The sequence below is a fragment of the Ensifer sp. Root127 genome, from assembly GCF_001425225.1.
Lineage (GTDB): Bacteria > Pseudomonadota > Alphaproteobacteria > Rhizobiales > Rhizobiaceae > Ensifer > Ensifer canadensis.
In genome coordinates this window covers 1-24,083 of record NZ_LMDX01000001.1, presented here as the reverse complement: position 1 = coordinate 24,083, position 24,083 = coordinate 1, and the positions used below count along the sequence as shown (strand labels likewise).

Annotated in this window: 22 protein-coding genes and 3 tRNA genes; 15 read left to right on the top strand and 10 right to left on the bottom strand. The window is 60.7% G+C overall.

Annotated elements, in window-relative coordinates; genetic code table 11:
- The first annotated feature begins 1 nt into the window (after position 1).
- From ASD03_RS00120 to ASD03_RS00105, 4 genes are all read left to right on the top strand, one after another.
- Positions 2–499, top strand: coding sequence for a GNAT family N-acetyltransferase (locus tag ASD03_RS00120; RefSeq protein ID WP_025426631.1), 498 nt, complete (start codon positions 2–4; stop codon positions 497–499).
- Between the two features lie 133 nt (positions 500–632).
- Positions 633–1,103, top strand: a complete 471-nt coding sequence (locus tag ASD03_RS00115) for a GNAT family N-acetyltransferase (protein WP_025426632.1) — start codon at positions 633–635, stop codon at positions 1,101–1,103.
- Positions 1,104–1,211: 108 nt separating this feature from the next.
- Positions 1,212–1,607: an NADH:ubiquinone oxidoreductase subunit NDUFA12 gene (locus ASD03_RS00110; RefSeq protein ID WP_057212380.1), complete on the top strand. Its 396-nt coding sequence runs from the start codon at positions 1,212–1,214 to the stop codon at positions 1,605–1,607.
- A 127-nt stretch (positions 1,608–1,734) separates the two neighbouring features.
- The gene (locus ASD03_RS00105) at positions 1,735–2,187 is read left to right on the top strand and encodes a DUF2155 domain-containing protein (RefSeq protein ID WP_025426634.1); all 453 of its coding nucleotides are present in this window, start codon (positions 1,735–1,737) and stop codon (positions 2,185–2,187) included.
- Positions 2,188–2,544: 357 nt separating this feature from the next.
- Here ASD03_RS00105 and aat read toward each other — a convergent pair whose 3' ends face one another.
- From aat to ASD03_RS00080, 5 genes are all read right to left on the bottom strand, one after another.
- On the bottom strand, positions 2,545–3,159 hold the full coding sequence (aat, locus tag ASD03_RS00100) for a leucyl/phenylalanyl-tRNA--protein transferase (protein ID WP_025426635.1): 615 nt from the start codon (positions 3,157–3,159) through the stop codon (positions 2,545–2,547).
- 9 nt (positions 3,160–3,168) lie between these two features.
- Positions 3,169–4,512, bottom strand: coding sequence for an acetyl-CoA carboxylase biotin carboxylase subunit (gene accC, locus ASD03_RS00095; protein WP_025426636.1), 1,344 nt, complete (start codon positions 4,510–4,512; stop codon positions 3,169–3,171).
- A gap of 12 nt (positions 4,513–4,524) precedes the next feature.
- A complete protein-coding gene (accB, locus tag ASD03_RS00090; protein ID WP_025426637.1) occupies positions 4,525–4,989 on the bottom strand; it encodes an acetyl-CoA carboxylase biotin carboxyl carrier protein in 465 nt (154 codons plus the stop codon).
- 23 nt (positions 4,990–5,012) lie between these two features.
- Positions 5,013–5,459 (bottom strand): type II 3-dehydroquinate dehydratase, encoded by a 447-nt coding sequence (gene aroQ, locus ASD03_RS00085; RefSeq protein ID WP_025426638.1) that lies wholly within the window; start codon positions 5,457–5,459, stop codon positions 5,013–5,015.
- A gap of 118 nt (positions 5,460–5,577) precedes the next feature.
- Positions 5,578–6,345 (bottom strand): DsbA family protein, encoded by a 768-nt coding sequence (locus ASD03_RS00080; protein WP_025426639.1) that lies wholly within the window; start codon positions 6,343–6,345, stop codon positions 5,578–5,580.
- Between the two features lie 491 nt (positions 6,346–6,836).
- On the opposite strand from ASD03_RS00080, the gene ASD03_RS00075 reads away from it, so the two are divergent.
- Positions 6,837–7,994, top strand: a complete 1,158-nt coding sequence (locus ASD03_RS00075) for an aminotransferase class I/II-fold pyridoxal phosphate-dependent enzyme (protein ID WP_025426640.1) — start codon at positions 6,837–6,839, stop codon at positions 7,992–7,994.
- A 163-nt stretch (positions 7,995–8,157) separates the two neighbouring features.
- Here the strand turns inward: ASD03_RS00075 and ASD03_RS00070 are convergent, their stop codons facing one another.
- Entirely contained in the window at positions 8,158–10,968 is a 2,811-nt protein-coding gene (locus ASD03_RS00070; RefSeq protein WP_057211416.1) for a ribonuclease E/G, read from the bottom strand.
- Positions 10,969–11,805: 837 nt separating this feature from the next.
- Here ASD03_RS00070 and ASD03_RS00065 point away from each other — a divergent pair.
- The 3 genes from ASD03_RS00065 (at position 11,806) to prfB (ending at position 17,009) form a co-directional block, all read left to right on the top strand.
- Positions 11,806–12,969: an N-acetylmuramoyl-L-alanine amidase gene (locus ASD03_RS00065; protein WP_244494607.1), complete on the top strand. Its 1,164-nt coding sequence runs from the start codon at positions 11,806–11,808 to the stop codon at positions 12,967–12,969.
- 357 nt (positions 12,970–13,326) lie between these two features.
- A complete protein-coding gene (locus ASD03_RS00060; protein ID WP_025426643.1) occupies positions 13,327–15,780 on the top strand; it encodes a penicillin-binding protein 1A in 2,454 nt (817 codons plus the stop codon).
- Positions 15,781–15,877: 97 nt separating this feature from the next.
- Positions 15,878–17,009 (top strand): peptide chain release factor 2 gene (gene prfB, locus ASD03_RS00055; RefSeq protein WP_107027587.1). Its coding sequence is split into 2 segments (ribosomal slippage): positions 15,878–15,946 and positions 15,948–17,009, totalling 1,131 coding nucleotides; the frame shifts between segments, so codons are not numbered across the junction.
- A 142-nt stretch (positions 17,010–17,151) separates the two neighbouring features.
- Here the strand turns inward: prfB and ASD03_RS00050 are convergent.
- Together ASD03_RS00050 and ASD03_RS00045 are read right to left on the bottom strand one after the other, a co-directional pair.
- The gene (locus ASD03_RS00050) at positions 17,152–17,661 is read right to left on the bottom strand and encodes a hypothetical protein (RefSeq protein WP_025426645.1); all 510 of its coding nucleotides are present in this window, start codon (positions 17,659–17,661) and stop codon (positions 17,152–17,154) included.
- 113 nt (positions 17,662–17,774) lie between these two features.
- Positions 17,775–18,548, bottom strand: a complete 774-nt coding sequence (locus ASD03_RS00045) for an NAD kinase (protein WP_057211412.1) — start codon at positions 18,546–18,548, stop codon at positions 17,775–17,777.
- A gap of 159 nt (positions 18,549–18,707) precedes the next feature.
- Here ASD03_RS00045 and ASD03_RS00040 point away from each other — a divergent pair.
- A tRNA-Thr gene (locus ASD03_RS00040) sits at positions 18,708–18,783 on the top strand.
- A 119-nt stretch (positions 18,784–18,902) separates the two neighbouring features.
- On the opposite strand, the gene ASD03_RS00035 is transcribed toward ASD03_RS00040, so the two are convergent.
- Positions 18,903–19,844 carry a LysR family transcriptional regulator gene (locus tag ASD03_RS00035; protein WP_025426647.1) on the bottom strand — a complete coding sequence of 314 codons (942 nt, stop codon included), beginning with the start codon at positions 19,842–19,844 and terminating at the stop codon, positions 18,903–18,905.
- A 138-nt stretch (positions 19,845–19,982) separates the two neighbouring features.
- On the opposite strand from ASD03_RS00035, the gene ASD03_RS00030 reads away from it, so the two are divergent.
- Together ASD03_RS00030 and ASD03_RS00025 are read left to right on the top strand one after the other, a co-directional pair.
- Positions 19,983–20,603 carry an FMN-dependent NADH-azoreductase gene (locus tag ASD03_RS00030; protein WP_025426648.1) on the top strand — a complete coding sequence of 207 codons (621 nt, stop codon included), beginning with the start codon at positions 19,983–19,985 and terminating at the stop codon, positions 20,601–20,603.
- Positions 20,604–20,732: 129 nt separating this feature from the next.
- Complete coding sequence (locus ASD03_RS00025; protein WP_025426649.1) at positions 20,733–21,029, top strand: hypothetical protein; 297 nt, start codon at positions 20,733–20,735, stop codon at positions 21,027–21,029.
- 179 nt (positions 21,030–21,208) lie between these two features.
- Here the strand turns inward: ASD03_RS00025 and ASD03_RS00020 are convergent, their stop codons facing one another.
- Entirely contained in the window at positions 21,209–22,084 is an 876-nt protein-coding gene (locus tag ASD03_RS00020; RefSeq protein WP_025426650.1) for an RNA methyltransferase, read from the bottom strand.
- A 218-nt stretch (positions 22,085–22,302) separates the two neighbouring features.
- Between ASD03_RS00020 and ASD03_RS00015 the strand changes: the two genes are divergently transcribed.
- The 4 genes from ASD03_RS00015 to tuf form a co-directional block, all read left to right on the top strand.
- Positions 22,303–22,387 (top strand) — tRNA-Tyr (locus tag ASD03_RS00015).
- A gap of 23 nt (positions 22,388–22,410) precedes the next feature.
- Positions 22,411–22,484, top strand: a tRNA-Gly gene (locus tag ASD03_RS00010).
- 272 nt (positions 22,485–22,756) lie between these two features.
- Positions 22,757–22,882 carry a GTP-binding protein gene (locus tag ASD03_RS37255; RefSeq protein WP_082557268.1) on the top strand — a complete coding sequence of 42 codons (126 nt, stop codon included), beginning with the start codon at positions 22,757–22,759 and terminating at the stop codon, positions 22,880–22,882.
- Positions 22,883–22,926: 44 nt separating this feature from the next.
- On the top strand, positions 22,927–24,083 hold a 1,157-nt coding region (gene tuf / locus ASD03_RS00005; RefSeq protein ID WP_057211408.1), incomplete at both ends, for an elongation factor Tu.

Genomic DNA, 24,083 nt, shown 5'->3' with positions numbered 1-24,083 from the left:
GATGTTCTTCGTCCGCACGGCGAGCGAGCGCGATCTGGAAAAGGTTCGCGCGCTGCTCGTCGAGACGTGGCACGCGACCTATGACACCTTCTATGGCGTCGAGAAGGTCAACGAACTGACGGGCCGCTGGCATTCGCTACCGGCGCTCAAGGTCCGGCTAGAGCGCAAGGACGCGGAATTCCTGGTTGCCGACGATGGTCGCAGCATTGGCGGCATGGGCTATGCGTCCATGTCAGATACGTTGAAGAAGACCGTGGTGCTCCACCAGCTTTACGTCCTGCCGAAACTGCAGAGGCAGGGCATCGGCCGCGACATTTTCGCCGAACTCGAAACCTGCTTCCCGGATGCCGAGCGCATGCGGGTCGAGGTCGAGCCGCAGAACCTTCATGCCCTCGCATTCTACCGGACTCACGGCTTTTCCGAAGTCGGTCAAACCAGCGATTGCGGCGACGACCAGTCGGGGCTTCTGGCACTCATCCTCGAAAAACCGTTGGTCTGACGCCGTCGTTCCTCTGAGGTTAGCGGCCGTCGCCTTCCTCCGGGGAAGATCGCGCGGTTAGGGTTGGCTGTCGCGAAACGCTAGCCTTCTGATGATTGATGCTCGGTGCTGATGGTGACGCCCGGAGGAAAACATGCACGCGCTGACTGACTTGGATATCCGCAAGGCCGAGCGGGCTGATCTACCGGCGATCATCGCGCTCTTTGCCGCCGACGACGTTGGCGGACACGGTGACACGGTCGAGCCGGAGGCTTTCGACGACTATCTCGCGGCCTTCGCGCGCATCGAGGCATCACCGCTTCAAACCCTTTATGTCGCCCGCCTCGGTGAAGAAGTGGTCGGCACTTTCCAGGCAACATTATTGACCTCGCTTCCTGGACGCGGCCGGCCAAGACTGCTGATCGAGGCCGTGCAAACCCGTAAAGACATGCGCGGCCGTGGCATAGGCGCACGCATGATACGTCATGCGATCGAGCGTGCGCGCGAGGAGGGGGCAGCAAAGGTCCAGCTCTCCTCTAATGCGACGCGCACCGACGCGCATCGCTTCTACGAACGTCTCGGTTTTGTACGCAGCCATTTCGGGTTCCACATGCCGCTGAAATGACTGTGTTTGCCTCGGAATCACTGGACAAGCCTGGAGTGGCGGGGCATAAGCGGGGACATAGTTTTGGTATCCGGCCGCCTTCCCAACGGTCGGTTGAGGACGGCATCCATGAAGCTCCTGCTGCAGATTTTCACCTGGTGGAACCAACAGACGATCGGAACGCGGTTTCATACCTGGCGTAACGGTCAACGTGTCGGCGAAGACGAGCTCGGCAACGTCTATTATCAGGGCGGTAAGGACTCCGAAGGCCGGACGCGCCGTTGGGTGATTTACAACGGTTGTGCCGAAGCCTCTGCTATTCCGGCCGGCTGGCACGGCTGGATGCATCACCGCACCGACGTTTCGCCGGCTGACGAAAAATACGTCGCTCGCGAGTGGCAGAAGCCACATCGTCCGAACCCGACTGGTACGGCCAACGCTTACCGGCCGCAGGGTTCGATCGCCGGTACCGGTGCGCGTCCGCGCGTAACGGGTGATTATGACGCCTGGACGCCGGGCTCCTGAGACGCTTGTCGTCGGACAAGGCGCGCCGCCCGCGAAATGGTCCGATGACCACGGGGCGGCCACATTTCATGTTTAGCGCCTGATATCCATCAACGGTGAATGCGAAGCGCGCGGGAGACAGGCGGGAATGGCGGGTTCTTATCTGCGGAAAACAATCGGCCAGATGTCGAGCCGGCTCTGTGTCGCTGCGCTTGCCGCGCTGCCGATGATTTCCTCGGCCGGTACGGCCGAGGCCGCGCGGGTAAACAACGCCGTCGCCGTGTTTTCCGGCATCGACAAGATCACCGGCCGCATCACGACCTTTGACGTCTATATCGGTGAGACCGTCCAGTTTGGCGCCCTGCAGGTAACGCCGCGCGTCTGCTATAACAGGGACGACACGGAAGCTCAGAAGATCACCACCTTCGTCGAGGTCGACGAGATTACGCTTGACCGCAAGATCAGGCGGATCTTTACCGGCTGGATGTTTGCCGACAGCCCCGGCCTCAACGCCGTCGAGCACCCCGTCTATGATGTCTGGCTGCAGTCCTGCAAAGCGACGTCGGACCTGCCGCCACCGGATACTGCCTCCAAGAGGTAGCCTTGCCTGGCAGGCGCCCTTGAACGCGGCTGCGATATGCCCTCAATTTTTCTGTGCCAACCCGCTCTTCGGTGCGCCGGAACGAGCGCGCACAACGGGCGGCGGTGGACCATCTCGTGATGGTTTCGCTTCGCGGACGTCCGCACCGGCCATGCCGTGACAAGCCGTCCGTAATGTCTTGGAAGTCCAGTAGAATAGCTCCCGCAAATAAATTTGGCAAAACAAAGCGATAGAGCGGTTGCGCGACTCCTTTTGTGAGCGGGCGATGCTCTGGCGCGGACATCCCTGGGCACTTTGAAGGGTCTGAGACGGGGTGGAAATGGGCGTTTGCACCGGGGGCTCAGGTCGACGATGAGCTCAAAACGATAGATCCGGAGAGTTCATCGCATTGGCGAGCATGATCTCATACTCCGCCTTCGGCACGTCGATCGCACCGAAGGACTTGAGATGCTCGGTCGTGAACTGGGTGTCCAGCAATTCAAAGCCCTTGGCGCGCAGGCGCTCCACCAGATGCACGAGGCAGATCTTGGACGCGTTGGTGCGTCTGGAAAACATGCTTTCGCCGAAAAATGCCGAGCCGAGTGAGACGCCGTAGAGACCGCCGACCAGCGCATCGTCCTCCCAGGCTTCGACGCTGTGCGCGTAGCCCATCGAGTGAAGCGTGGCGTAAAGCGAGCGGATCTTGTTGTTGATCCAGGTGGTCGGGCGATCCGGCGCCGGCGCGGCGCAGCCTTCCATCACGGCCTCGAAGGCGGTGTTGAAGCGGATGTCGAAGTGGCTCTTGCGGATTGTCTTTGCAAGACTGCGCGAGACGTGAAAGCCATCGAGCGGAATGACGCCGCGGATTTCCGGCTCGACCCAGAAGAGCTCTGGATCGTCAGCCGAATCGGCCATCGGAAACAGGCCTATGGAATAGGCGCGCAGCAGCATGTCCGGTGTTACGTCGGGTTGCTTGCTGCGCGTCCCTTTCAATGCACGGTCCTATTCGGACGTCGTGGCCAGATGGTGCTCCAGCCAATGGATGTCGTATTCGCCGTTCGCGATATCCTGATTGTTGATCAGGTCCTGGAACAGCGGCAGCGTCGTCTTGATACCATCGATGACGAATTCGTCGAGCACGCGACGAAGGCGCATCATGCATTCGACACGGGTCCGGCCATGGACGATGAGCTTGCCGATCAAGCTGTCGTAGTAAGGCGGGATACGGTAGCCCTGATAGGCACCAGAATCGACGCGAACGCCGAGACCGCCCGGTGCGTGGAAATGCGTGATTGTGCCCGGCGAGGGGACGAAGGTGCGCGGATCTTCGGCATTGATACGGCACTCGATCGCGTGGCCGGAAAACACGATGTCTTCCTGCTTGACCGAAAGCCCGCCACCCGATGCGACGCGGATCTGTTCGTGCACCAGGTCGATGCCGGTGATCGCTTCGGTGATCGGATGCTCCACCTGGAGGCGGGTGTTCATTTCGATGAAATAGAACTCGCCATTCTCGTAGAGGAACTCGATCGTGCCTGCGCCGCGGTACTTCAGCTTTTTCATCGCATCGGCGCAAACCTGGCCGATCTTCATGCGCTGCTCGACGTTGAGGGCAGGGGAGTTTGCCTCTTCCCACACCTTCTGGTGGCGCCGCTGCAAGGAGCAGTCACGCTCGCCGAGATGGATCGCATTGCCTTCGCCGTCGCCGACGATCTGGATTTCGATGTGGCGCGGCTTGCCGAGATACTTCTCCATGTAAACAGCGTCATTGCCGAAGGCAGCAAGCGCCTCGGAACGAGCGGTTGACACGGCCTCGTCGAGGTCAGCCTCGGTCTTGGCGACTTTCATGCCGCGGCCACCGCCGCCGGCGGTCGCCTTGATCAGAACCGGGAAGCCGATCTTGCGCGCGGCTTCGAGGGCGTTCTCAGGCTTCACTTCGCCGTCGGAGCCCGGAACCACGGGGATGCCAAGTTCCTGCGCCGTCTTCTTGGCGGTGATCTTGTCGCCCATGATGCGGATATGTTCCGCCGTCGGACCGATGAAGGTGATGTCGTGGGCGTCGAGGATTTCGGCGAACTTGGCGTTTTCCGACAGGAAGCCGTAACCCGGGTGCACGGCGTCAGCGCCGGTGATTTCGCAGGCGGCGACGATCTGGTGAATGTTCAGATAGCTATCGCGCGACGGCGGAGGACCGATGCAGACGCTTTCGTCGGCCAGACGCACATGCATGGCGTCGCTGTCAGCCGTGGAATGGACGGCCACCGTCGCGATGCCGAGTTCCTTACAGGCGCGCAGTACGCGAAGGGCGATTTCGCCGCGATTGGCAATGAGAATTTTCGAGATCATCGCAGCGCCGCCTTATTCGATTACGATCAGCGGCTCGCCATACTCGACGGGGGCTGCGTCCTGGACGAAGATTTCGGTCACCTTGCCCGAACGCGGGGCAGGGATCTGGTTCATGGTCTTCATCGCTTCGATGATCAGGACCGTCTGACCTTCCTTGACCACGGTACCGACCTCGATGAACGGGCGGGCGCCTGGGGCCGGCGCGAGGTAGGCCGTACCGACCATCGGAGCCGTTAAGGCGTTTTTGGAATTGCGGCTGGTCTCGGCCGGAGCGACAACTGCAGCGGGCTGCGCAGCGTGGACGGCCGGCTGGGCCTGGTAGGTCGGCATCGACATGGCGACCGGCGTGCCGGCGCGCGATACGCGGATGCGGAGGTCTTCCTGCTCCACTTCGATCTCGGTGAGATCCGTGTCGTTCAGGATATTGGCGAGATCGCGGATCAGCGCCTGGTCGATACCGGGTTTCTTGTCAGCCATGGGATATGAGCCTCGTGTTCTTTTTATTTCGACGTTTCTGTCAGGTTCTTTAGCGCATGCAGCGCCAGAATGTAACTCTGCGCGCCGAAACCGCAGATGACGCCTTTGACCGCCGGGGCGATCATCGACTTGTGGCGGAATTCTTCACGCGCGTGGATGTTGGAAAGATGCAGTTCGACCACCGGGATGCCGATTGCGCGGATGGCATCGTGCAGCGCGATCGACGTATGGCCGTAGGCTGCCGGATTGATAGCGACGCCCGCCGCCTTTTCGCCGGCCTCATGCAGCCAGTCCACAAGCGTGCCTTCGTGGTTGGATTGCCGAAAATCGACCTCCAGTCCCAGCGTCTTGCCTTCCGTGGTGCACATCGCCTCGATGTCGGCGAGTGTCTGGCCGCCATAAATCCCCGGTTCGCGCTTGCCGAGCGCATTGAGGTTGGGGCCGTTCAGCACGAAAATTTTGGTGGGCATGCGGGATTCCGGTCCAGTGATAGAGGGTTACCTATAGACTGATGGTCCCGCGAGGAAAAGCCCTTTGGGTCCTCGCGGGATTTGTCCACAGTTGGGACGGGACGGCCAATGCAGGCGGTCAGCAGGCGGTCTTGCCGCAGCTGCGCATATTGGACACTTTGGTGCTGATTTCCTCGGCACCGACGGCTCCGAACACCGCCTCGTTGCCAATCACGTAGGAGGGCGTGCCGGTGATGCCGAGATCGTTGGCAAGGGTGTAGGCCTCGCGTACCGCGGCATCATGCGGCTCTTTTTCCATCTTGGCGCGCAGCTGCTTTTCGGTGACGCCGAGCTTGCCGGCAACGGCAATCGCCGTTTCCTCGGTTGCGCGGTCCTCGCCGCCGAGCAGGGCCCGATGGAACTCGCCGTACTTCTCCGGCGCGGCGAGACGGAATGCAGCGCTGACCTTGTGGGCAGCCAGCGAATCCGGGCCGAGGATCGGCAATTCCTTCAGCACGAAGCGGATGTTCTTGTCCTTCGACAGGATCTCGTCCATGTCCGTCAGCGCACGTTTGCAATAGCCGCAGTTGTAGTCGTAGAACTCGACGACGGTGACGTCTCCATCAGGATTGCCGAGTACCATGTCGTAGTCTGAGTTGAAGATCGCCTTCTTGTTTTCGGCGATCGCACCTTCAGCTGCTTCCTGCTGCTTGGCGCGCTGCTTTGTAGCCAGCGCCTCCTGGACTTCGAGCATGATTTCCGGATTGGCGAGCAGGTATTCCTTGATGAAGGCGCCAAACTCTTCCTTCTGTTTCTGGTCGAGCGCGAGTGCGCTTTGCGGCAAGCTGACCCCTGCCATGAACGCGGCGAGCGTTCCGGCGGCAATCATTTTCGTGCTGAAATTCATTTCTACCTCGTTGTCTCTGCCTGCCCTGTCTGTCGTCCATGTCGCGATACGGCGTCAATGCGCGCTTGTAAAAGACAACAGGAATCTCCAACACCGCAACACGCGGGCAGCATAGGGTGGGCTCCGGCGAAACGAAACGGCAAAATCGGCGGAAATACGGCGCTCGCGCACTTGTGAAGCTTTAAACGATCGGGCAAGGGGGCGGCATGTAGTACCAATCTGTGCTGATATTGACCCATTGCGTCGGAGCGATCTTGGTTTCTGGCGAGGAGACACCATGTGGTCCGGTGAGGATTGTCGACGCTATCCGGAGGCCAGAAGCGCCCGGCCCTTCGGGCGGGCCTTGTGCCGGCCACGGCAGCTTCACAATCCTCGACCGATGCCAAGGCATCGCTCGGCGGTACGCTCCCGCCCGGATGACCGCACACGGTCCCAAACAATAGGTCAATATCAGCGCAGGTTGGTATAGGCCGCTTCTTGAGGATATTACCTTGGTAGAATTGTCGAACCGCAGTGCTATCGAACCCTTTCATGCCATGGACGTGCTGGCCGAGGCAACGCGCCGACGCGACGCCGGCCATCCGGTGATTTCGATGGCTGTCGGCCAACCGGCGCATCCTGCGCCGAAGGCGGCTTTGGATGCGGCGCGCAAGGCGCTCGAGCATGGCCGGCTCGGCTACACCGACGCACTTGGCACCTTGTCTCTCAGAACCGCGATCGCCCGGCACTATCAAAAGCGCCACGGTATAGCGCTTGACCCGCAGCGCATTGCCGTGACCACCGGGTCGTCAGCCGGGTTCAATCTTGCCTTCCTCGCGCTTTTCGACCCCGGCGATTGCGTCGCAATCGCGCGACCCGGATATCCAGCCTACCGCAACATTCTCGCAGCGCTCGGCCTGACGGTCGTGGAGGTCGAGGCCAATGCCGAGAGCGGCTTCACGCTGACGCCGGAAAACCTGGCGCGTGCTGCCGCGAAGATCGGGCGCCCGCTGAAGGGCGTGCTTCTGGCGAGCCCGGCCAATCCGACAGGAACGGTCACGGGCAAAGCGGGGCTCAAGGCGCTCGCCGACTACTGCCGCGCCGAAAACATCGCCTTCATCTCCGACGAAATCTATCATGGGCTGACCTTCGCCGGTGAAGAGGCAAGTGCACTGGAGGTGACCGACGACGTCTTCGTCATCAACTCCTTCTCCAAATACTACTGCATGACCGGGTGGCGTATCGGCTGGATGGTGCTGCCGGAACTGCAGGTTCGCGGCTTTGAGCGTATCGCCCAGAGCCTCTACATTTCGCCGCCGGAGCTGTCGCAGATCGCGGCGGAGGCGGCGCTCGGTGCGCAGATTGAGCTCGATGGCTACAAGGCGGCCTATGCGGCCAATCGCGATATGCTGTTGAAGCGCCTGCCGGAGATCGGCTTTTCGATCGCGTCACCGATGGATGGCGCTTTCTATGCCTATGCGGATGTCAGTCGCTTCACCAATGACAGCATGGCATTTGCCCGGCGGATGCTGGCGGAAATCAACGTGGCGGCAACGCCCGGCTTCGATTTCGATCCGCTTGAAGGGCATCGTACGATGCGGTTCTCCTATGCCGGATCGATAGCCGACATGACCGAAGCGATGGAGCGGATCGCCCGCTGGATCGCCTGATCCTCTGTGGTTTCATCGAGTTGCGGCCTTTTCCGGACTCTTTTTGCGAAGCCCTTGATTCAAACTCGCAGCGAATACACGCTTTCGATTGTCTCCAAACGGAAACGAAAAAAGCCCGGACCAAGGTCCGGGCTTTTCTGTTCGTCCGAAGTTCAGGCGCGGCTTAGAAGAAGCCGCGGCGCTGCCACCATCCGCCCTTCTTGGGCTTGGACTGGTCTTCTTCGGTGCCTTCGTTCTTGTTCGTGACCGTCGAGGTCAGCACCGGTTCCGATGCGATCGTCGAAAGGTCGCGGTTCGCTCGAGCAGGCTTGCCTTCTTCGAGGTCAGCGGCCGTTTCTTCGATTGCTGCCGGCACCGGCTCAGCCGCTTCCGGCTGTGCTTCGACCGCGGTCTGTGCTGCCTCGTCGGCACTGACGACAGGCTCCTCAGCCTTGACGGCCTTCTTGCGTGTACGCTTCGGCTTGGCGGCCTTCTCGACGACCGGTTCCACCGCTTCCGCGACGGTCTCGGCTTCGGCAACGACGGCTACCGCTTCGACCTCGGCTTCTACGGGTGCTTCCGCGTCGCCTTGCTCGCCCGCTTCGCCGTCGCCGGATGCAGCAGCCTGCTCCTCGCCTTCGACTTCACCTTCGCCGAGTTCTGGTCGGTTGCGACGGCCACCGCGCTTGCCGCGACGGCGACGCTTGCGCTTCTGTTCGCCATCGGCGGTCAGCGCATCCGTATCGTTTTCGTCCTCGTCGGCATCGCTTTCGGATGCGTCATCGGCATCTTCAGTCGCATCGGCGTCCTGTGCGGTCGCACCTTCCGCCTGCTGGCTGCCCTTGCCGCGACGGCGGCGACGACGCTTGCGCTTGCGGCCGTTCTGATCGTCGGCCTGGGCCGCAGCCTTCGGCTGCTCCTGGCGCTGTTCGACGACGACTTCTTCTGCTTCTTCCTCGTCGAGATCCTCTTCGATCACGATGTCATCGTCTTCTTCGGGCTCGGGCTCGAAGTGCAGAATCTGTTCGATCTTGACCGGGTTTTCGACCGGCTCGCCGCGATCGATCGCGAAATGCTGCGCGCCGACATGGGCGTCAGCCTCGATGATGATCGAGACGCCGAAGCGCTGTTCGTAATCCATGATCGTGGCGCGCTTCTGGTTGAGCAGATAGAGCGCGATATCGGGGATCGTGCGAACGGTGATGTTGTGGGTGGTGTTCTTGAGCAGATGCTCTTCGATACCGCGCAGGACATGCAGCGCGACCGAAGACTGCGAGCGGACGTGACCCGTGCCGTTGCAATGCGGGCAGGTCTGCATCGTCGATTCGAGCACCGAAGCGCGAATGCGCTGGCGCGACATTTCGAGCAGACCGAAGTGCGAGATGCGGCCGACCTGGATGCGGGCACGATCGTTCTTCAGGCAATCTTTCAGCCTCTTCTCGACAGAGCGGTTGTTCCGCTTTTCTTCCATGTCGATGAAGTCGATGACGACGAGGCCAGCAAGGTCGCGAAGCCGCAGCTGACGGGCCACTTCTTCGGCGGCTTCCAGGTTGGTCTGAAGCGCCGTGTCCTCGATCGAATGCTCGCGGGTCGACCGACCGGAGTTCACGTCGATCGAAACCAGGGCTTCCGTCTGGTTGATGATGATGTAGCCGCCCGACTTCAGCGTCACCTGCGGCTGCAGCATCCGGTCCAGCTGCGCCTCGATACCGGAGCGCGAGAAGATCGGATGCACGTCGCGGTACGGCTGGACCACCTTGGCGTGGCTCGGCATCAGCATCTTCATGAAGCCCTTGGCTTCCTTGTAGCCTTCCTCGCCGGAAACGACGATCTCGCTGATGTCCTTGTTGTAGAGGTCGCGGATCGAGCGCTTGATCAGGCTGCCTTCCTCGTAGACGAGGCAGGGGGCCGTGGAGTTGAGCGTCAGCGTGCGGACGTTTTCCCAAAGGCGCATCAGATATTCGAAGTCGCGCTTGATCTCGACCTTGGTGCGGTTGGCACCGGCCGTGCGCAGGATGACGCCCATGCCCTGCGGCACTTCGAGGCCACGCGCAATTTCTTTCAGGCGCTTGCGGTCCTGCAGGTTGGTGATCTTGCGGGAAATGCCGCCACCACGGGCCGTGTTCGGCATCAACACCGAGTAGCGACCGGCGAGCGACAGGTAGGTCGTCAGCGCTGCGCCCTTGTTGCCGCGCTCTTCCTTGGCGACCTGAACGAGCAGGATCTGGCGACGCTTGATGACTTCCTGGATGCGATACTGCTTGCGCGGCTTGCGGACGTGACGATCCGGAACCTCTTCCATCGCGTCTTCGGCGCCGACCGACTCGATAATTTCCTTTTCGCCGTCGTGGTTGTCGTCATCATCGTCGTCGTCATCGCGACGGCGGCGGCTGTCGACGTCTTCCGAGACCGAATCGGTGTCGACCATGGCGGCCATCTCGCCACCATTGCTTTCTTCGCCGGCATCGGCCTCTTCGGTCGCTGCAGCTGCAGCGGCCTCTTCGGCGATTCTCGCCTTGGTGCGGCGTGGGCGCTTCGGCTTTGCCTTGGGCTTCTCGGCGGGCGCATCGACCTCGACGACAGCTTCGGCTGCCGTCTCGGTGACGACTTCCGTTTCAGCGGCGATTTCCAGATCGACCGGAACGCTGAGCCCGCTCTGGGTCGGCGTTGCCGTCTCAACGTGCTCGACATCGTCGTCGCGGCGCGCTTCTTCGGCTTCCGCCTTCAACAGCGCCTGACGGTCGGCGAGGGGGATCTGGTAGTAGTCGGGATGGATTTCGGCGAAGGCCAGGAATCCGTGGCGATTGCCGCCGTAGTCGACGAAGGCCGCCTGGAGCGAAGGCTCCACTCGCGTTACCTTTGCCAGGTAGATGTTGCCGCGGATCTGTTTCTTGTGTTCCGATTCGAAGTCGAATTCTTCTATGCGGTTCCCGCGAACGACAACGACGCGCGTCTCTTCAGAGTGAGACGCATCGATAAGCATTTTCTCTGCCATCTAAGTTGTGCTCCTCGGCGCGACAACGGAACGGGCGGCAGACGTTCTTCCATGGGAAGACTGCCACTCGCGTCAGAGGTTGCGCCGGATGTGAAAGGTCCTGTCTGGTGCAGGTGATGGTGCAGCAGCCAGATGGCAGCCGGAACGGTTACGTTCCGGGGCCTCTTTACTTCTGACCGATACCGCTGAGTCAACATCAATGACCAAACAAGAATGCCAATGTCAAAGGTCTCATAAAGACCCGATGAATGCGCCCGCTTGCGGGCTTGCCGGTGAAAAATCACCGCTAAGAACTCCGGCCACCGCCGGAAATTTACGATCCAGTGTACGGGGAGGAAATGCAGCGACGGCGGATGAACACCTTGCGGCCGCGGAAAGATGATACGGTTGCAACCGGCAATTCCGGCTCGATCACTCCCTGGCGCCAAGCTCTGGAAAGCTCCGGCTGCCCGGCCCACGATTCTATCCCGTCAACACTTTCTCCTTGTGATGCTTTTATGTTTTCTATGTCACATTGGCAAGGGAAAAGCCTGTGCCGCCACAATAATGATCGATTCGCTTGCCCCGGTAGAGTAGGTCGGGGAACGGCGAATCATATGCCTTGGCCGCGTTGCGTAAGGAGCGCTGTCAAGCTTTGGTTAACCATAAGGGTTCATTGATCAAGGGATGTCGCGGTATGTGTGGGCGGACGCCCGGCGCTTTGACCGCTCGAATTTCGTGGATTGACGGAGAGACCGGGTGAAGCCTTCGGCTAATCATATGCACGCTTCACTGTTGTCGACACTGCTGCGCGGCGGCGCGCGCGTCGCGGCTTCAGTGTTCGTTGCAGGCGTCTTGATGATGACCGGACCGATAGCATACGCCGCCGAGCCGGCACCGTTTCTGGCATTCGGCGCACGGGTTGCCGGTGACGACGCGCGCACACGTGTCGTGGTCGAGTTCGACCGCAAACCCGACTTTTCCATTCATTATGTGGCAAACCCCGTGCGTGTCGTCGTCGATCTGCCGGAAACCGCCTTTGGCCTGAAGGCCGAGAGCCTCGAGCCGCGGGGATTGTTCGAGGCCATCCGCTATGGCGGCATGGGCGCCGGCAGTTCTCGCCTCGTGTTGTCGGCAAAGGGGCCGGTAGCGGTCACCCATGCCGAAGTCATCGAGCAAGAGGGCGGTAAGAGTTATCGCCTGGTCATCGATGCCGAGAAGGTCGACCAAACCCGGTTCGACGCGCTTCTTGGGGATCAGCAGTGGACGGGCTCGGTGGTCTCGGCAAAAACGGATCGGCCGACAATTGCACCTGCGCAAAAGACCGGTGCATTCGTGATTGCGATCGATGCCGGCCACGGCGGTATCGACACCGGCGCGATCGGCAGCGGCACCAAGACCGAGGAAAAGCATGTCACGCTTGCCTTCGCGCAGGAGCTTGTCGCCACGCTCAACCGCGAAGGCGGCATCGAAGCTTTTCTGACCCGCGACAAGGACGTTTTCCTGTCGCTGCCGCAACGCGTGCAGATCGCCCGCAACAAAGGCGCCAATCTGTTTATTTCGATCCATGCCGACACATTGAGACAGAAGGACATTCGCGGCGCCACCGTCTATACGATTTCCGACAAGGCGTCCGACCATCTGGCGGCCGACCTGGCGCAGCGCGAAAACCTTTCGGACGAGATCGCTGGCGTACCGCTCCAGAGCGAGCCGGCCGAAGTCGCCGATATCCTGATCGACCTGACGCGCCGCGAGACCCAGGCTTTCTCGGTCAACATGGCACGCACTGTCGTGTCGTCCTTCGAGGGGCAGATCAACCTCATCAACAATCCGCACCGTCACGCGGGCTTCCGTGTCTTGCAGGCGCCGGATGTTCCGTCGATCCTGCTCGAGCTCGGATTCATGTCGAACAAGGACGATGAGAAGCTGCTGCTCGATCCGGAATGGCGCAAGAAAGTGTCCGGCCTGCTCGCCGTTGCCATGAAGCGCTACCGCGAACAGGCTGTCGCAAACGGCGGCTGAGATCCGGTCGCGATGATCTGTTTGACGGCGCAGCATACGATGTGATTTGTGTCGCCTCGGTAACAGCGATATGCTTTTCAACAGGATGCGCACTCGATAATCGGAAACAAGCCCTATTTTACGCACAATCCGGGACCTAACCCGAATTGCGCCCGGATTTGTTGGGAAACAGTGTTGATGCCCGGTGGCCCTCGCCATATGAGGAACTGGGTGGGCGCGTGTAGCCGCAATGCCAGACGATTTCTGATAGAAGCGTTTGGCCAGGCCGACGAAATGCGGACCGTTGGGACGGGAAGCGTCTCGATTGGCTTTTGCGGCCTGGCGATTGGACGATAATAAGGTACCGGTATCTGACTGATGATCAGACTGATTGGATATTTCTTCGGCATTGGTGCGTTCTTGCTGCTCGGTGTCGCCGCGGCCGTTGCCATCTATCTCGGCAGCGTCACCAAAGATTTGCCGGATTACGAGGTATTGGCGAAGTATTCTCCGCCGGTCACCACGCGCTTTCACGCCGGTAACGGCGCGCTGATGGCGGAGTACGCCCGCGAGCGGCGTCTCTATCTGCCGATCCAGGCGATCCCGGACCGTGTCAAGGCGGCATTCATTTCGGCCGAAGACAAGAACTTCTATCAGCACCCGGGCGTCGACATCACCGGTCTCGCGCGTGCCATCACCGTCAATCTCCAGAATTTCGGATCGGGTCGCCGCCCCGTCGGCGCGTCGACGATCACGCAGCAGGTGGCCAAGAACTTCCTGCTTTCGTCGGACCAGACGATCGACCGCAAGGTCAAGGAAGCGATCCTCTCCTTCCGTATCGAGCAGGCCTATAGCAAGGACCGTATTCTCGAACTCTATCTCAACGAGATCTTCTTCGGCCTCAATTCCTATGGCATCGCCGGTGCAGCACTCACCTATTTCGATAAATCGGTGACAGAACTGACCATCGCAGAAACTGCGTACCTTGCGGCTCTGCCGAAGGGTCCGGCCAACTACCATCCTTTCCGCAAGGTGGATGCTGCGATCGAGCGACGCAACTGGGTCATCGACCGTATGGTCGAGAACGGCTACGTCACCAAGACCGACGGCGAAGACGCCAAGAAGCAGCCGCTCGGCGTCAATCCTCGCCGCGGTGGCGCACATCTCTTCGCATCCGATTTCTTTGCCGAGGAAGTGCGTCGGCAGATCATTCAGAAGTACGGCGACAACGCGCTTTATGAAGGTGGCCTTTCGGTCCGTACCTCACTCGATCCGCGCATGCAGATCGCCGCGCGCAAGGCGCTGCAAGACGGGCTGCTCAGCTATGACGAACGCCGCGGTTTCCACGGTCCGGTCAAGTCGATCGAGATCGGCGGCGACTGGGGCGAGCCGCTCGGCAAGGTCGTGTCCTTGGCCGACGTGCCGGAATGGAAGCTCGCTGTCGTGCTTTCGGCCGATGGTCAGGGTGTCGAGATCGGCATCCAGCCGGACAAGGAAGCCTCCGGCAAGATCATCGCAGAACGCGTGACCGGTCATATCTCCGCAAAGAACATGCAGTGGGCCTATCGCTCGGCCGCTGGCGAACGCAAATCCGCCAAGTCGCCTGAAGGTGTGCTGGGCCCGGGCGACGTCGTCTATGTCGAGCCGTTGGCAGAAAAGGGTGAATACCGCCTGCGTCAGCCGCCGAAGGTCCAGGGTGGCCTCGTCGCGATGGATCCGCAGACCGGCCGCGTGCTGGCGATGGTCGGCGGCTTTTCCTACGGTCAGTCGGAATTCAACCGCGCGACCCAGGCGATGCGCCAGCCGGGTTCCTCGTTCAAGCCGTTCGTTTATGCTGCTGCGCTCGACAACGGCTATACGCCCGCATCCGTTATTCTCGATGCGCCGATCGAAATCGTTGCCGGTGGCCAGGTCTGGCGCCCTGAGAACTATGGCGGCGGCTCGGCCGGCCCGTCGACGCTGCGCCTCGGCATCGAGAAATCGCGTAACTTGATGACGGTTCGCCTTGCGAACGACATGGGCATGAACATCGTTGCCGAATATGCCGAACGCTTCGGCATCTACGACAAGATGCCACCGCTGCTGGCGATGTCGTTGGGCTCGGGCGAAACGACGGTGCTGCGCATGGTTTCGGCCTATTCGGTTCTTGCCAATGGCGGCAAGCAGATCAAGCCTTCGCTGATCGACCGGATCCAGGACCGCTACGGCAAGACGATCTTCCGTCATGAAGACCGGACCTGCGACAACTGCAACGCGGCTGATTGGGGCAACCAGGAAGAACCTGTCTTGACCGACAACCGCGAACAGGTTCTCGACCCGATGACCTCCTACCAGATCACCTCGATGATGGAGGGGGTGGTCCTGCGTGGCACCGCCGCCGGCAAGATCACGCTCGATCGCCCTGTTGCCGGCAAGACCGGCACCACCAACGACGAGAAGGACGCCTGGTTCGTCGGCTACACGCCTGATCTCGTCGCCGGCCTCTACCTCGGCTTCGACAATCCGGCCCCGCTCGGTCGCGGCGCGACAGGTGGCAGCCTTGCCGTGCCGATCTTCAACAATTTCATGCAGGAAGCCGTCAAGGGTTCGCGCCCGGGCAAGTTCGTGGTGCCGGAAGGCATGAACATGATCGCCGTCAACCGCAAGACCGGCATGGCGGCCTACGAGGGCGAGCCGGACACGATCATCGAAGCCTTCAAGCCTGGCACCGGCCCGGCCGATACCTTCTCGGTCATCGGCGGCCTCGACCAGTACGTGCCGCCGGAGGAAATTTTGAAGAATTCCCCGCAGGCAAACCAGGCTGTCACATCCGGTTCCAACGGCCTGTTCTAGGCCCTTTCCCAGTCTCCCGATGCCCGCCGCCTTTACATCAGCGGCGGGCATCGCTATTTGACGCTCACGTTAAATCGGGTTCACAAGAAGCAGGATCATGCGCAGCGAAATCGAGAACATTGTCGACGAAATCAAGCAGGCCATAAGCCTGCTGAGGAGGCATCTTTGACTGGGATCAGGCGGTAAGACGACTGGACTGGTTGAATAACAAGGCGGAAGATCCGTCGCTCTGGAATGATGCGGCCGAAGCGCAGAAGCTGATGCGCGAGCGCCAGCAACTCGACGATGGCATCAACGGCCTGCGCCGTTTCGAGCAGCAGCTCAGCGACAACATCGAACTGATCGAGCTCGGTGAAGAAGAGGGCGATGCCGCCATCGTTGCCGACGCCGAACAGGCGTTGCGCGAACTGCGCAATGAAGCGGCCAAGAAGCAGGTCGAGGCGATGCTGTCCGGCGAAGCGGACCAGAACGACACCTATCTCGAAGTGCATTCCGGTGCCGGCGGCACCGAGAGCCAGGATTGGGCCAACATGCTGTTGCGCATGTACACCCGCTGGTCCGAGCGCCAGGGATACAAGGTCGAACTGATGGAAATTCAGGACGGCGAAGAGGCTGGCATCAAATCGGCCACACTGCTCGTCAAGGGCCACAATGCTTATGGTTGGCTGAAGACCGAATCGGGCGTCCACCGCCTGGTTCGCATCTCGCCCTATGACAGCAACGCGCGTCGCCATACGTCGTTCTCTTCGATCTGGGTCTATCCGGTTGTCGACGACTCGATCCAGATCGACATCAACGAGAGCGATTGCCGTATCGACACCTATCGCTCGTCGGGCGCCGGCGGCCAGCACGTCAACACCACCGACTCTGCGGTGCGCATCACGCATATGCCTTCCGGTATCGTCGTACAGTGCCAGCAAGAACGTTCTCAGCACAAGAACCGGGCCAAAGCCTGGGACATGCTGCGCGCCCGCCTTTACGAGTCCGAGTTGAAGAAGCGCGAAGACGCGGCCAACGCCGAAGCAGCATCGAAGACCGATATCGGCTGGGGCCACCAGATCCGCTCCTACGTGCTGCAGCCCTACCAGCTGGTCAAGGACATGCGCACCGGCGTCGAAAGCACGGCGCCGGGTGATGTACTGGACGGCGAGTTGAACGAGTTCATGGAGGCAGCCCTTGCCCACCGCGTCAGCGGTGGTGCTGATGCCGTCGTGGATGATTTGAACTAGTCTGGCACTGCTCGGCGCTCGTGTGCCGGCATGACGTAGGACGTACGGGACGAAGAAGGCCGGGTGTTTTCATCCGGCCTTTGTTTTTGGCTTAGAGCGTGGCACGCAAAGTGCGCGCGGTCATTGGAGATCGCGATGCGCTTCAGTTCGATGCCCGCTCGACCTTGATGTCGCCGAGATCGTCGATCAGGACCGTCCAACTCTCCGGCTCGCGGGCGGCAGGGTCGGTCTTCAGATAAACGGTCGCGAACATGCCGGGCTGCGCGGTCACGCCTGTGGATGTTTCCGGCCGTATGTCCGTGACATAAGCCCTCAGCGACGAGAATTCCTCGAGTTCGGCGGATGAGACGACTTCCGGCCCAGCGGGCGTCGCCTCGATCTGCTGCAGGTGAATATGTGCGGTGCCGTCCTGTTGCCGCAGCGCGATCAGCTTGTAGTAGCCGCGCCGTGCGCCTTCGGCACTCTTCGGCTTAGTGGTTGCTTCCGCCTGCGTGCCGTTCGGGTCCAGCGCCGAAAGCCGATCGCCGCTTTCTTCCCAGTAGCCTGTGCTGGTGACAAAGGTCACTTCGGGCGAAACCACGCTCGCATCCTCGGCATGGGCGTTCGCGCCGGCCATGGCGAGAAGAAGCGCAAGGAGGAGAGGCTTGTGCATTGCTTTTGATTTCCCGTTCGAACTGCGACGCGGCGCTGGCTGCAAAATTGGTCCTTCGCCGATGATCCGGCGATCGCGGAAATCATACCATATCGCGCGTTCAGAACGTCGGCTCAATTGGAAAATTGCTCGGCCAGGATGCGGTCCGACCAGGAATGATCGGGATCCGAGAGAATGCGGGCGGTCATGTTTTCCGATTCGGCGATACGCACCTTCGCCACCGACTTGACCTCCTGGTGGTCGGCAACGGCGTTGACCGGGCGCTTGTCGGCCTCGAGGATTTCGATCTCGACGGTGACATGGTTTGGCAGCAGGGCGCCGCGCCACCGCCGCGGACGGAACGGGCTGACGGGCGTCAGCGCCAGAAGAGGGGCTTCCAGCGGCAGGATCGGACCATGGGCCGAGAGATTATAGGCGGTGGAGCCGGCGGGCGTGGCCAGCAGCAATCCGTCGCAGGTCAATTCCTCGAGCCGGGTCTTGCCGTCGATGACGACGCGCAGCTTGGCTGCCTGGTAGGATTGCCGGAACAGATAGACCTCGTTGATGGCGAGCGCCGTGAATGTCGCGCCTTCACCGTCAGTGGTCTGCATCTCCAGCGGGTGAAAGGCATTCTCGACGGCATTGCAGATGCGCGCCGTCAGATTTTCGGTGCTGTAGCGATTCATCAGGAACCCGACAGACCCCCGGTTCATGCCATAGACGAGCTTGCCCGAATTCATCGTCTGGTGCAGCGTCTGCAACATGAAGCCGTCACCGCCGAGCGCGACGATCACGTCGGCCTTGTCGGCCTCATGATCGCCGTAGATGGCCTTCAGATCAGCCGCCGCCTTTTGCGCCTCTTCCGCTGGAGAGGCAAGGAATGCGAGGGAAGTGAACGTGCGAGCCATGAATTTTCAGTCCGTTCAACATGTTGAGCATCGCCGCGGTGGCCGAGCCTAGGCTTCGTTTCTGGCACGGCCTGACCCTAAACGCATCTGAAAAATTGGGAGAATTCGCAATTTTGCTTTACACGCTGTGAGATTATGATAACTCCCACCGCTGAAAGTGCCCTTATAGCTCAGTTGGTAGAGCACCTGATTTGTAATCAGGGGGTCCCGGGTTCGAGTCCTGGTGGGGGCACCACTTTTTCAATTACTTGCTGGATTTTTGACCGCCTCATGAGGCGGTCGTGTGCTTTTTGGCGAAATCACCGCTATTGCGGCCAGGCACCACGCGACTTGTCGGCCGGTTGGCACAGCGTTTCAGATATCGAACGTCCCAGCGCCCCGGGGCGTGATCTCTCTGCATTTTTGCAGGGCGTTCAGCAAATTGTCGGCGAGGTAGTCTATCAGGGCGCGCGTCGCCGGCAGCATGCCGTGGCGTGAGGGGAAGACGAGGTGGACGACGACGTCGCCCGAGCTCCATTCTGGCAGCACCGGGGCAAGCACGCCGGCGCGGAAGGCGCGTTCGCAGATGTGGTCGGGCAGCAACGCTACGCCCATGCCCTCGATCGCTGCGCGCTCGAGGATGAGGAAATCGCTGCAGCCGATGATCGGCCGGTGCGAAATTTCGGTGGTGTTGCCTTCGCTATCGACGAGGCGCCAGACGTCGGTGGCGTGCTGCTCGTTCATCGACAGTGTCGGCATCTCGTTGAGATTTTCGATGGTGACGTCGTCGAAGCGGGTGAGCAGGGTGGGGCTCGCCGCCAACCTCTGGCGCACTTCTCCGAACCTGCGAATGATCAGCTGATTGTCGGTGTCCAGTTGATCGCGGGCGCGCAACGCCACGTCGATCCTTTCCTCGATCAGATCGATCCGCCGGTTGGTGGCAGTAATCAGCAGGCGAACGCCGGGATAACGGCGATGGAACGCAGGCAGGATGTCGGCGAGCATCGGCGTGAAGCCGAGCGGGCAGGCGAGCCTGACCGTACCGGTCGGCTCGGCCTTGACGGCGGCGATCTCGGCCTCTGCCACGGCAACGCCATCGAGCAGGCTCTGGCAATGTTCGTAGAAGACGCGTCCGATCTCGGTAACGCGAAGCTTGCGCGTCGAACGCTCCAGCAGCCGGACGCCGAGCTGCTCTTCGAGGCGCGCCACGTGTTTGCTGAGCTTGGATTTGGGGATATTCAGATCACGCGCCGCGGCACTGAAGCCGTTGTTGCGCACGACGGCCGCGAAGAGGGCGAGGTCGTTCAGGTCCTGCATCTATTTCCGTCTCCCATCGCCGATCGCGGTCTCACTGTTTCTATCCGGAAACAGTATGTCAAATAACCGCTGACTTATCGCGCGATTGTTTTCCAATCATATGTGATGCACCGCAACGCCAACACAAAGGTGCTTCACATGAACGTCCTTCACATCGACTCCGGTATTCTGGGTGATCACTCCGTTTCCCGTCGCCTGACGGCGGCGATCACCGCTCAGATCAAGGCAGACCGTCCGGATGCCAAAGTTGCCTACCGCGATCTCGCCACCAGCCGGATCCCGCATCTGACCGGCGCACAGATCATGGCGCCTGCCGATCTCGCAGGTGTTGACGCCGACCTGGCTGCCGAAGTCAAGATCGGCCGCGAGATGCTCGAAGAATTCCTGGCTGCCGACACTGTCATCGTCGGCGCGCCGATGTACAACTTCTCCATTCCGAGCCAGCTCAAAGCCTGGATCGACCGTCTCGCCGTGAACGGCAAGACCTTCCGTTACACCGAATCTGGCCCGGAAGGCCTCGCCAAGGGCAAGAAGGTTATCATTGCTTCGACCCGCGGTGGCCACTATTCCGCCGGCCCGGCTTCGGCGATGGATCATCAGGAATCCTACCTGAAGACGGTCTTCGGCTTCTTCGGTATCACAGACGTCGAATTTGTGCGCGCCGAGGGCCTGAACCTCAGCGCCGACTCCAAGCAGTTCGCGATCGCCGAGGCAGAAAAGACCATTGCCGAAGGCACTGTCCTTCGTCTGGCCAGCTAAAACAAGAGTTCATCGGATCACGTCAGTGGTCCGATGAAGGGGCGTTGGCCCCATTGCGGACGGTGCCGGTTGAGCATGCAGCCGGCATTGTCCGTTTTCGTGTCAGCGGATCTGTATTATGATGCGCTCATGAAAGACCGGCGGAGAAGGCCCTTGGCTGTCATCGCTGCGGTGGTCGCGCTGGTGGCCGCCGATGTCGGGTATGCGTCGCCGCCGGACACGCGCTGCACCTGCCGCAATCGCGATGGCTCGAAATACGAGCTCGGGCAGATCGCCTGCCTGCGCGTCGGCGGCATTTCCTATCTTGCGCGCTGCGAGATGAACCTCAACGTCACCACCTGGAAGAAGCTTCGCGACGGATGCCCGACGGCGAGCAATCAGAGCCTATGGCTTCGAGTTGACGAAGATATAGCGACGCGTTTCTGACGACAGCAACGGCGTGCATCGCAGCTGCTACACGGGGATCGGTTCCCCAGCGTCGAGGTAGACACCCGCGGATGCTTCCGGTATCGCCAATCAATGGCTCTATTCGGCGGGCTAGCCTCTCCGGCTTCAAGTAGCCGGAGAGCTTCACAGGTGTTTGGCGATCTTAACGACCGGCCGTCTTATTTGCTCAGGAACTGACGCGCCGCATACATGGCGATCGCTGCCGCATTCGACACATTCAGCGACTTGATTGCGCCGGGCATGTCGAGGCGGGCGAGCGCCTTGACGGTCGACCGTGTCTTCTGCCTGAGACCCTTGCCCTCCGAACCAAGCACCAGCGCGACCTTGTCGCCGGCGAAGGTGCCTTCGAGCGGGGCCGGTCCTTCCGAATCGAGCCCGATCGTGTGGAAGCCGAGGCGGTGCAGTTCGTCGATCGTGTCGGCGAGATTGGTGATCTGGATATAGGGGATCATTTCCAGGGCGCCGGAGGCTGATTTCGCAAGAACGCCTGATTCGGTCGGGCTGTGACGGATGGTGGTGATCAAGGCGCCAGCATCGAACGCAACGGCCGAACGCATGATCGCGCCGACATTGTGCGGATCGGTGACCTGGTCGAGCACGAGAATGAGCCTGGATTCGCTGAGTGCCTCGAGCTTGCGCAGCGGCAGCGGCTTGGTTTCAAGCATCACGCCCTGGTGAATGGCGTCGGGCCCGAGGATCTTGTCGAGGTCCTGCGGCGCCACGGTCTCGACCGGGAAGGGAAGTTCGGAGAACTCGCCGAGCTCCAGACGCGTCGCAGCGTTCTGGGTCACGCACAGGCGAACGATCTTGCGCGCCGGGTTGTCGAGTGCCGCGCGAACGGTATGCAGGCCATAGAGCAGCACCTGTTCGGGTGCGAGCACGGGCGGCTTCCAGTCGCCCGGCTGCTTGCGCCAGCGATCCTGCTTTGGCGTCGGAATTTCTCCGCGCTCGCGCTTGGCGTCGCGGTGGGCGCGTCTGAGAGTGGCGTAATGGGTGTTCTTGGCGCTCTTGTCGCCCGTATCATCTTTGCTCATGCCTGCCTTATAGAGCGCTTCGCTTGGCCTGGGAACGGAATTCGATAGTGGTGGACAAAGCGGACCTGTGGAGAATTTCACAAATTTTCCGTTCTGGCGTGTTGACAGGAGCAAGGCGGGCCGTCATATACCCGGCGCAGATCGAGAGGCGGCAACGACAAATCGCTGGATGTCTCACGATCTCAAATGCTTGGTCGACTTGATCCCGACAGAATAATGGAGGGATGCCCGAGTGGTTAAAGGGGACGGACTGTAAATCCGTTGGCTCAGCCTACGTTGGTTCAAATCCAACTCCCTCCACCATTCTGCTTCTGGATCGAAGGCCCGCGGGTATAGCTCAATGGTAGAGCAGCAGCCTTCCAAGCTGAATACGCGGGTTCGATTCCCGCTACCCGCTCCAGCAGCGCGCTGACGTTTTCTCCTTTTTAATGCGACGCTTCAACTGCTCATCGTAAGCTGTTGTTTGTTCTTTCGTCACGCGACGAAGTGATTCGGGAATCTGCCCGGCTTGCATCTTCGATGCGCCATTCTTACATGAGGTAGGAAAAGGCGGCCGTGGCCGGTCCGGGCGTACGCAATTAAGTCTTGCGCAAATCCCTTGAAACCCTTAAACGGCTCCACAAACCGGCCCCGCCGGCTGATCAATCATACTTGACCACAGGAAACGTACCCATGGCAAAGAGCAAATTTGAGCGCAACAAGCCGCACGTTAACATTGGCACGATTGGCCACGTTGACCATGGCAAGACGTCGCTGACTGCAGCGATCACGAAGAAGCCTGATGGGCCGACGGATTAGAAAGCTGGTCTCGGGTCTCGTGATTCTGGGCCTTGTCGGCGGTNATGGCAAAGAGCAAATTTGAGCGCAACAAGCCGCACGTTAACATTGGCACGATTGGCCACGTTGACCATGGCAAGACGTCGCTGACTGCAGCGATCACGAAGTACTTCGGCGAGTACAAGGCGTACGACCAGATCGACGCTGCTCCGGAAGAAAAGGCCCGTGGTATCACGATTTCGACGGCTCACGTTGAGTATGAGACGGCGAACCGTCACTACGCGCACGTCGACTGCCCCGGCCACGCCGACTACGTCAAGAACATGATCACCGGTGCAGCGCAGATGGACGGCGCGATCCTGGTTTGCTCGGCTGCTGACGGCCCGATGCCGCAGACCCGCGAGCACATCCTGCTTGCTCGCCAGGTTGGCGTTCCGGCSATCGTCGTGTTCCTCAACAAGGTCGACCAGGTTGACGACGCCGAGCTTCTCGAGCTCGTCGAGCTTGAAGTTCGCGAACTGCTGTCGTCCTACGAATTCCCGGGCGACGACATTCCGATCATCAAGGGTTCGGCACTTGCTGCTCTTGAAGATTCGGACAAGAAGATCGGCGAAGACGCGATCCGCGAGCTGATGGCCGCTGTTGACGCCTACATCCCGACGCCTGAGCGTCCGATCGACCTGCCGTTCCTGATGCCGATCGAAGACGTGTTCTCGATCTCGGGCCGTGGTACGGTTGTGACCGGTCGCGTTGAGCGCGGCATTGTCAAGGTTGGCGAAGAAGTTGAAATCGTCGGCATCCGCGACACGTCGAAGACGACGGTTACCGGCGTTGAAATGTTCCGCAAGCTGCTCGACCAGGGCCAGGCCGGCGACAACATCGGCGCGCTGATCCGTGGTGTTAACCGTGACGGCGTTGAGCGTGGCCAGATCCTGTGCAAGCCGGGTTCGGTCAAGCCGCACAAGAAGTTCATGGCCGAAGCCTACATCCTGACGAAGGAAGAAGGCGGCCGTCATACGCCGTTCTTCACGAACTACCGTCCGCAGTTCTACTTCCGCACGACGGACGTGACGGGTATCGTTACGCTTCCGGAAGGCACGGAAATGGTTATGCCTGGCGACAACGTCACGGTTGCCGTTGAGCTGATCGTTCCGATCGCGATGGAAGAAAAGCTGCGCTTCGCTATCCGCGAAGGTGGCCGTACCGTCGGCGCCGGCATCGT

Coding starts and splice junctions, on each gene's coding strand:
- ASD03_RS00115 (WP_025426632.1), top strand. CDS start 633: ATGCACGCGCTGACTGACTTGGATATCCGCAAGGCCGAGCGGGCTGAT.
- ASD03_RS00045 (WP_057211412.1), bottom strand. CDS start 18,548: ATGGCTCGCACGTTCACTTCCCTCGCATTCCTTGCCTCTCCAGCGGAA.
- ASD03_RS00060 (WP_025426643.1), top strand. CDS start 13,327: ATGATCAGACTGATTGGATATTTCTTCGGCATTGGTGCGTTCTTGCTG.
- ASD03_RS00110 (WP_057212380.1), top strand. CDS start 1,212: ATGAAGCTCCTGCTGCAGATTTTCACCTGGTGGAACCAACAGACGATC.
- ASD03_RS00120 (WP_025426631.1), top strand. CDS start 2: ATGTTCTTCGTCCGCACGGCGAGCGAGCGCGATCTGGAAAAGGTTCGC.
- ASD03_RS00020 (WP_025426650.1), bottom strand. CDS start 22,084: ATGAGCAAAGATGATACGGGCGACAAGAGCGCCAAGAACACCCATTAC.
- accB (WP_025426637.1), bottom strand. CDS start 4,989: ATGGCTGACAAGAAACCCGGTATCGACCAGGCGCTGATCCGCGATCTC.
- ASD03_RS00105 (WP_025426634.1), top strand. CDS start 1,735: ATGGCGGGTTCTTATCTGCGGAAAACAATCGGCCAGATGTCGAGCCGG.
- accC (WP_025426636.1), bottom strand. CDS start 4,512: ATGATCTCGAAAATTCTCATTGCCAATCGCGGCGAAATCGCCCTTCGC.
- aroQ (WP_025426638.1), bottom strand. CDS start 5,459: ATGCCCACCAAAATTTTCGTGCTGAACGGCCCCAACCTCAATGCGCTC.
- ASD03_RS00035 (WP_025426647.1), bottom strand. CDS start 19,844: ATGCAGGACCTGAACGACCTCGCCCTCTTCGCGGCCGTCGTGCGCAAC.
- ASD03_RS00065 (WP_244494607.1), top strand. CDS start 11,806: ATGATGACCGGACCGATAGCATACGCCGCCGAGCCGGCACCGTTTCTG.
- ASD03_RS37255 (WP_082557268.1), top strand. CDS start 22,757: ATGGCAAAGAGCAAATTTGAGCGCAACAAGCCGCACGTTAACATTGGC.
- ASD03_RS00050 (WP_025426645.1), bottom strand. CDS start 17,661: ATGCACAAGCCTCTCCTCCTTGCGCTTCTTCTCGCCATGGCCGGCGCG.
- ASD03_RS00030 (WP_025426648.1), top strand. CDS start 19,983: ATGAACGTCCTTCACATCGACTCCGGTATTCTGGGTGATCACTCCGTT.
- ASD03_RS00070 (WP_057211416.1), bottom strand. CDS start 10,968: ATGGCAGAGAAAATGCTTATCGATGCGTCTCACTCTGAAGAGACGCGC.
- ASD03_RS00080 (WP_025426639.1), bottom strand. CDS start 6,345: ATGAATTTCAGCACGAAAATGATTGCCGCCGGAACGCTCGCCGCGTTC.
- ASD03_RS00025 (WP_025426649.1), top strand. CDS start 20,733: ATGAAAGACCGGCGGAGAAGGCCCTTGGCTGTCATCGCTGCGGTGGTC.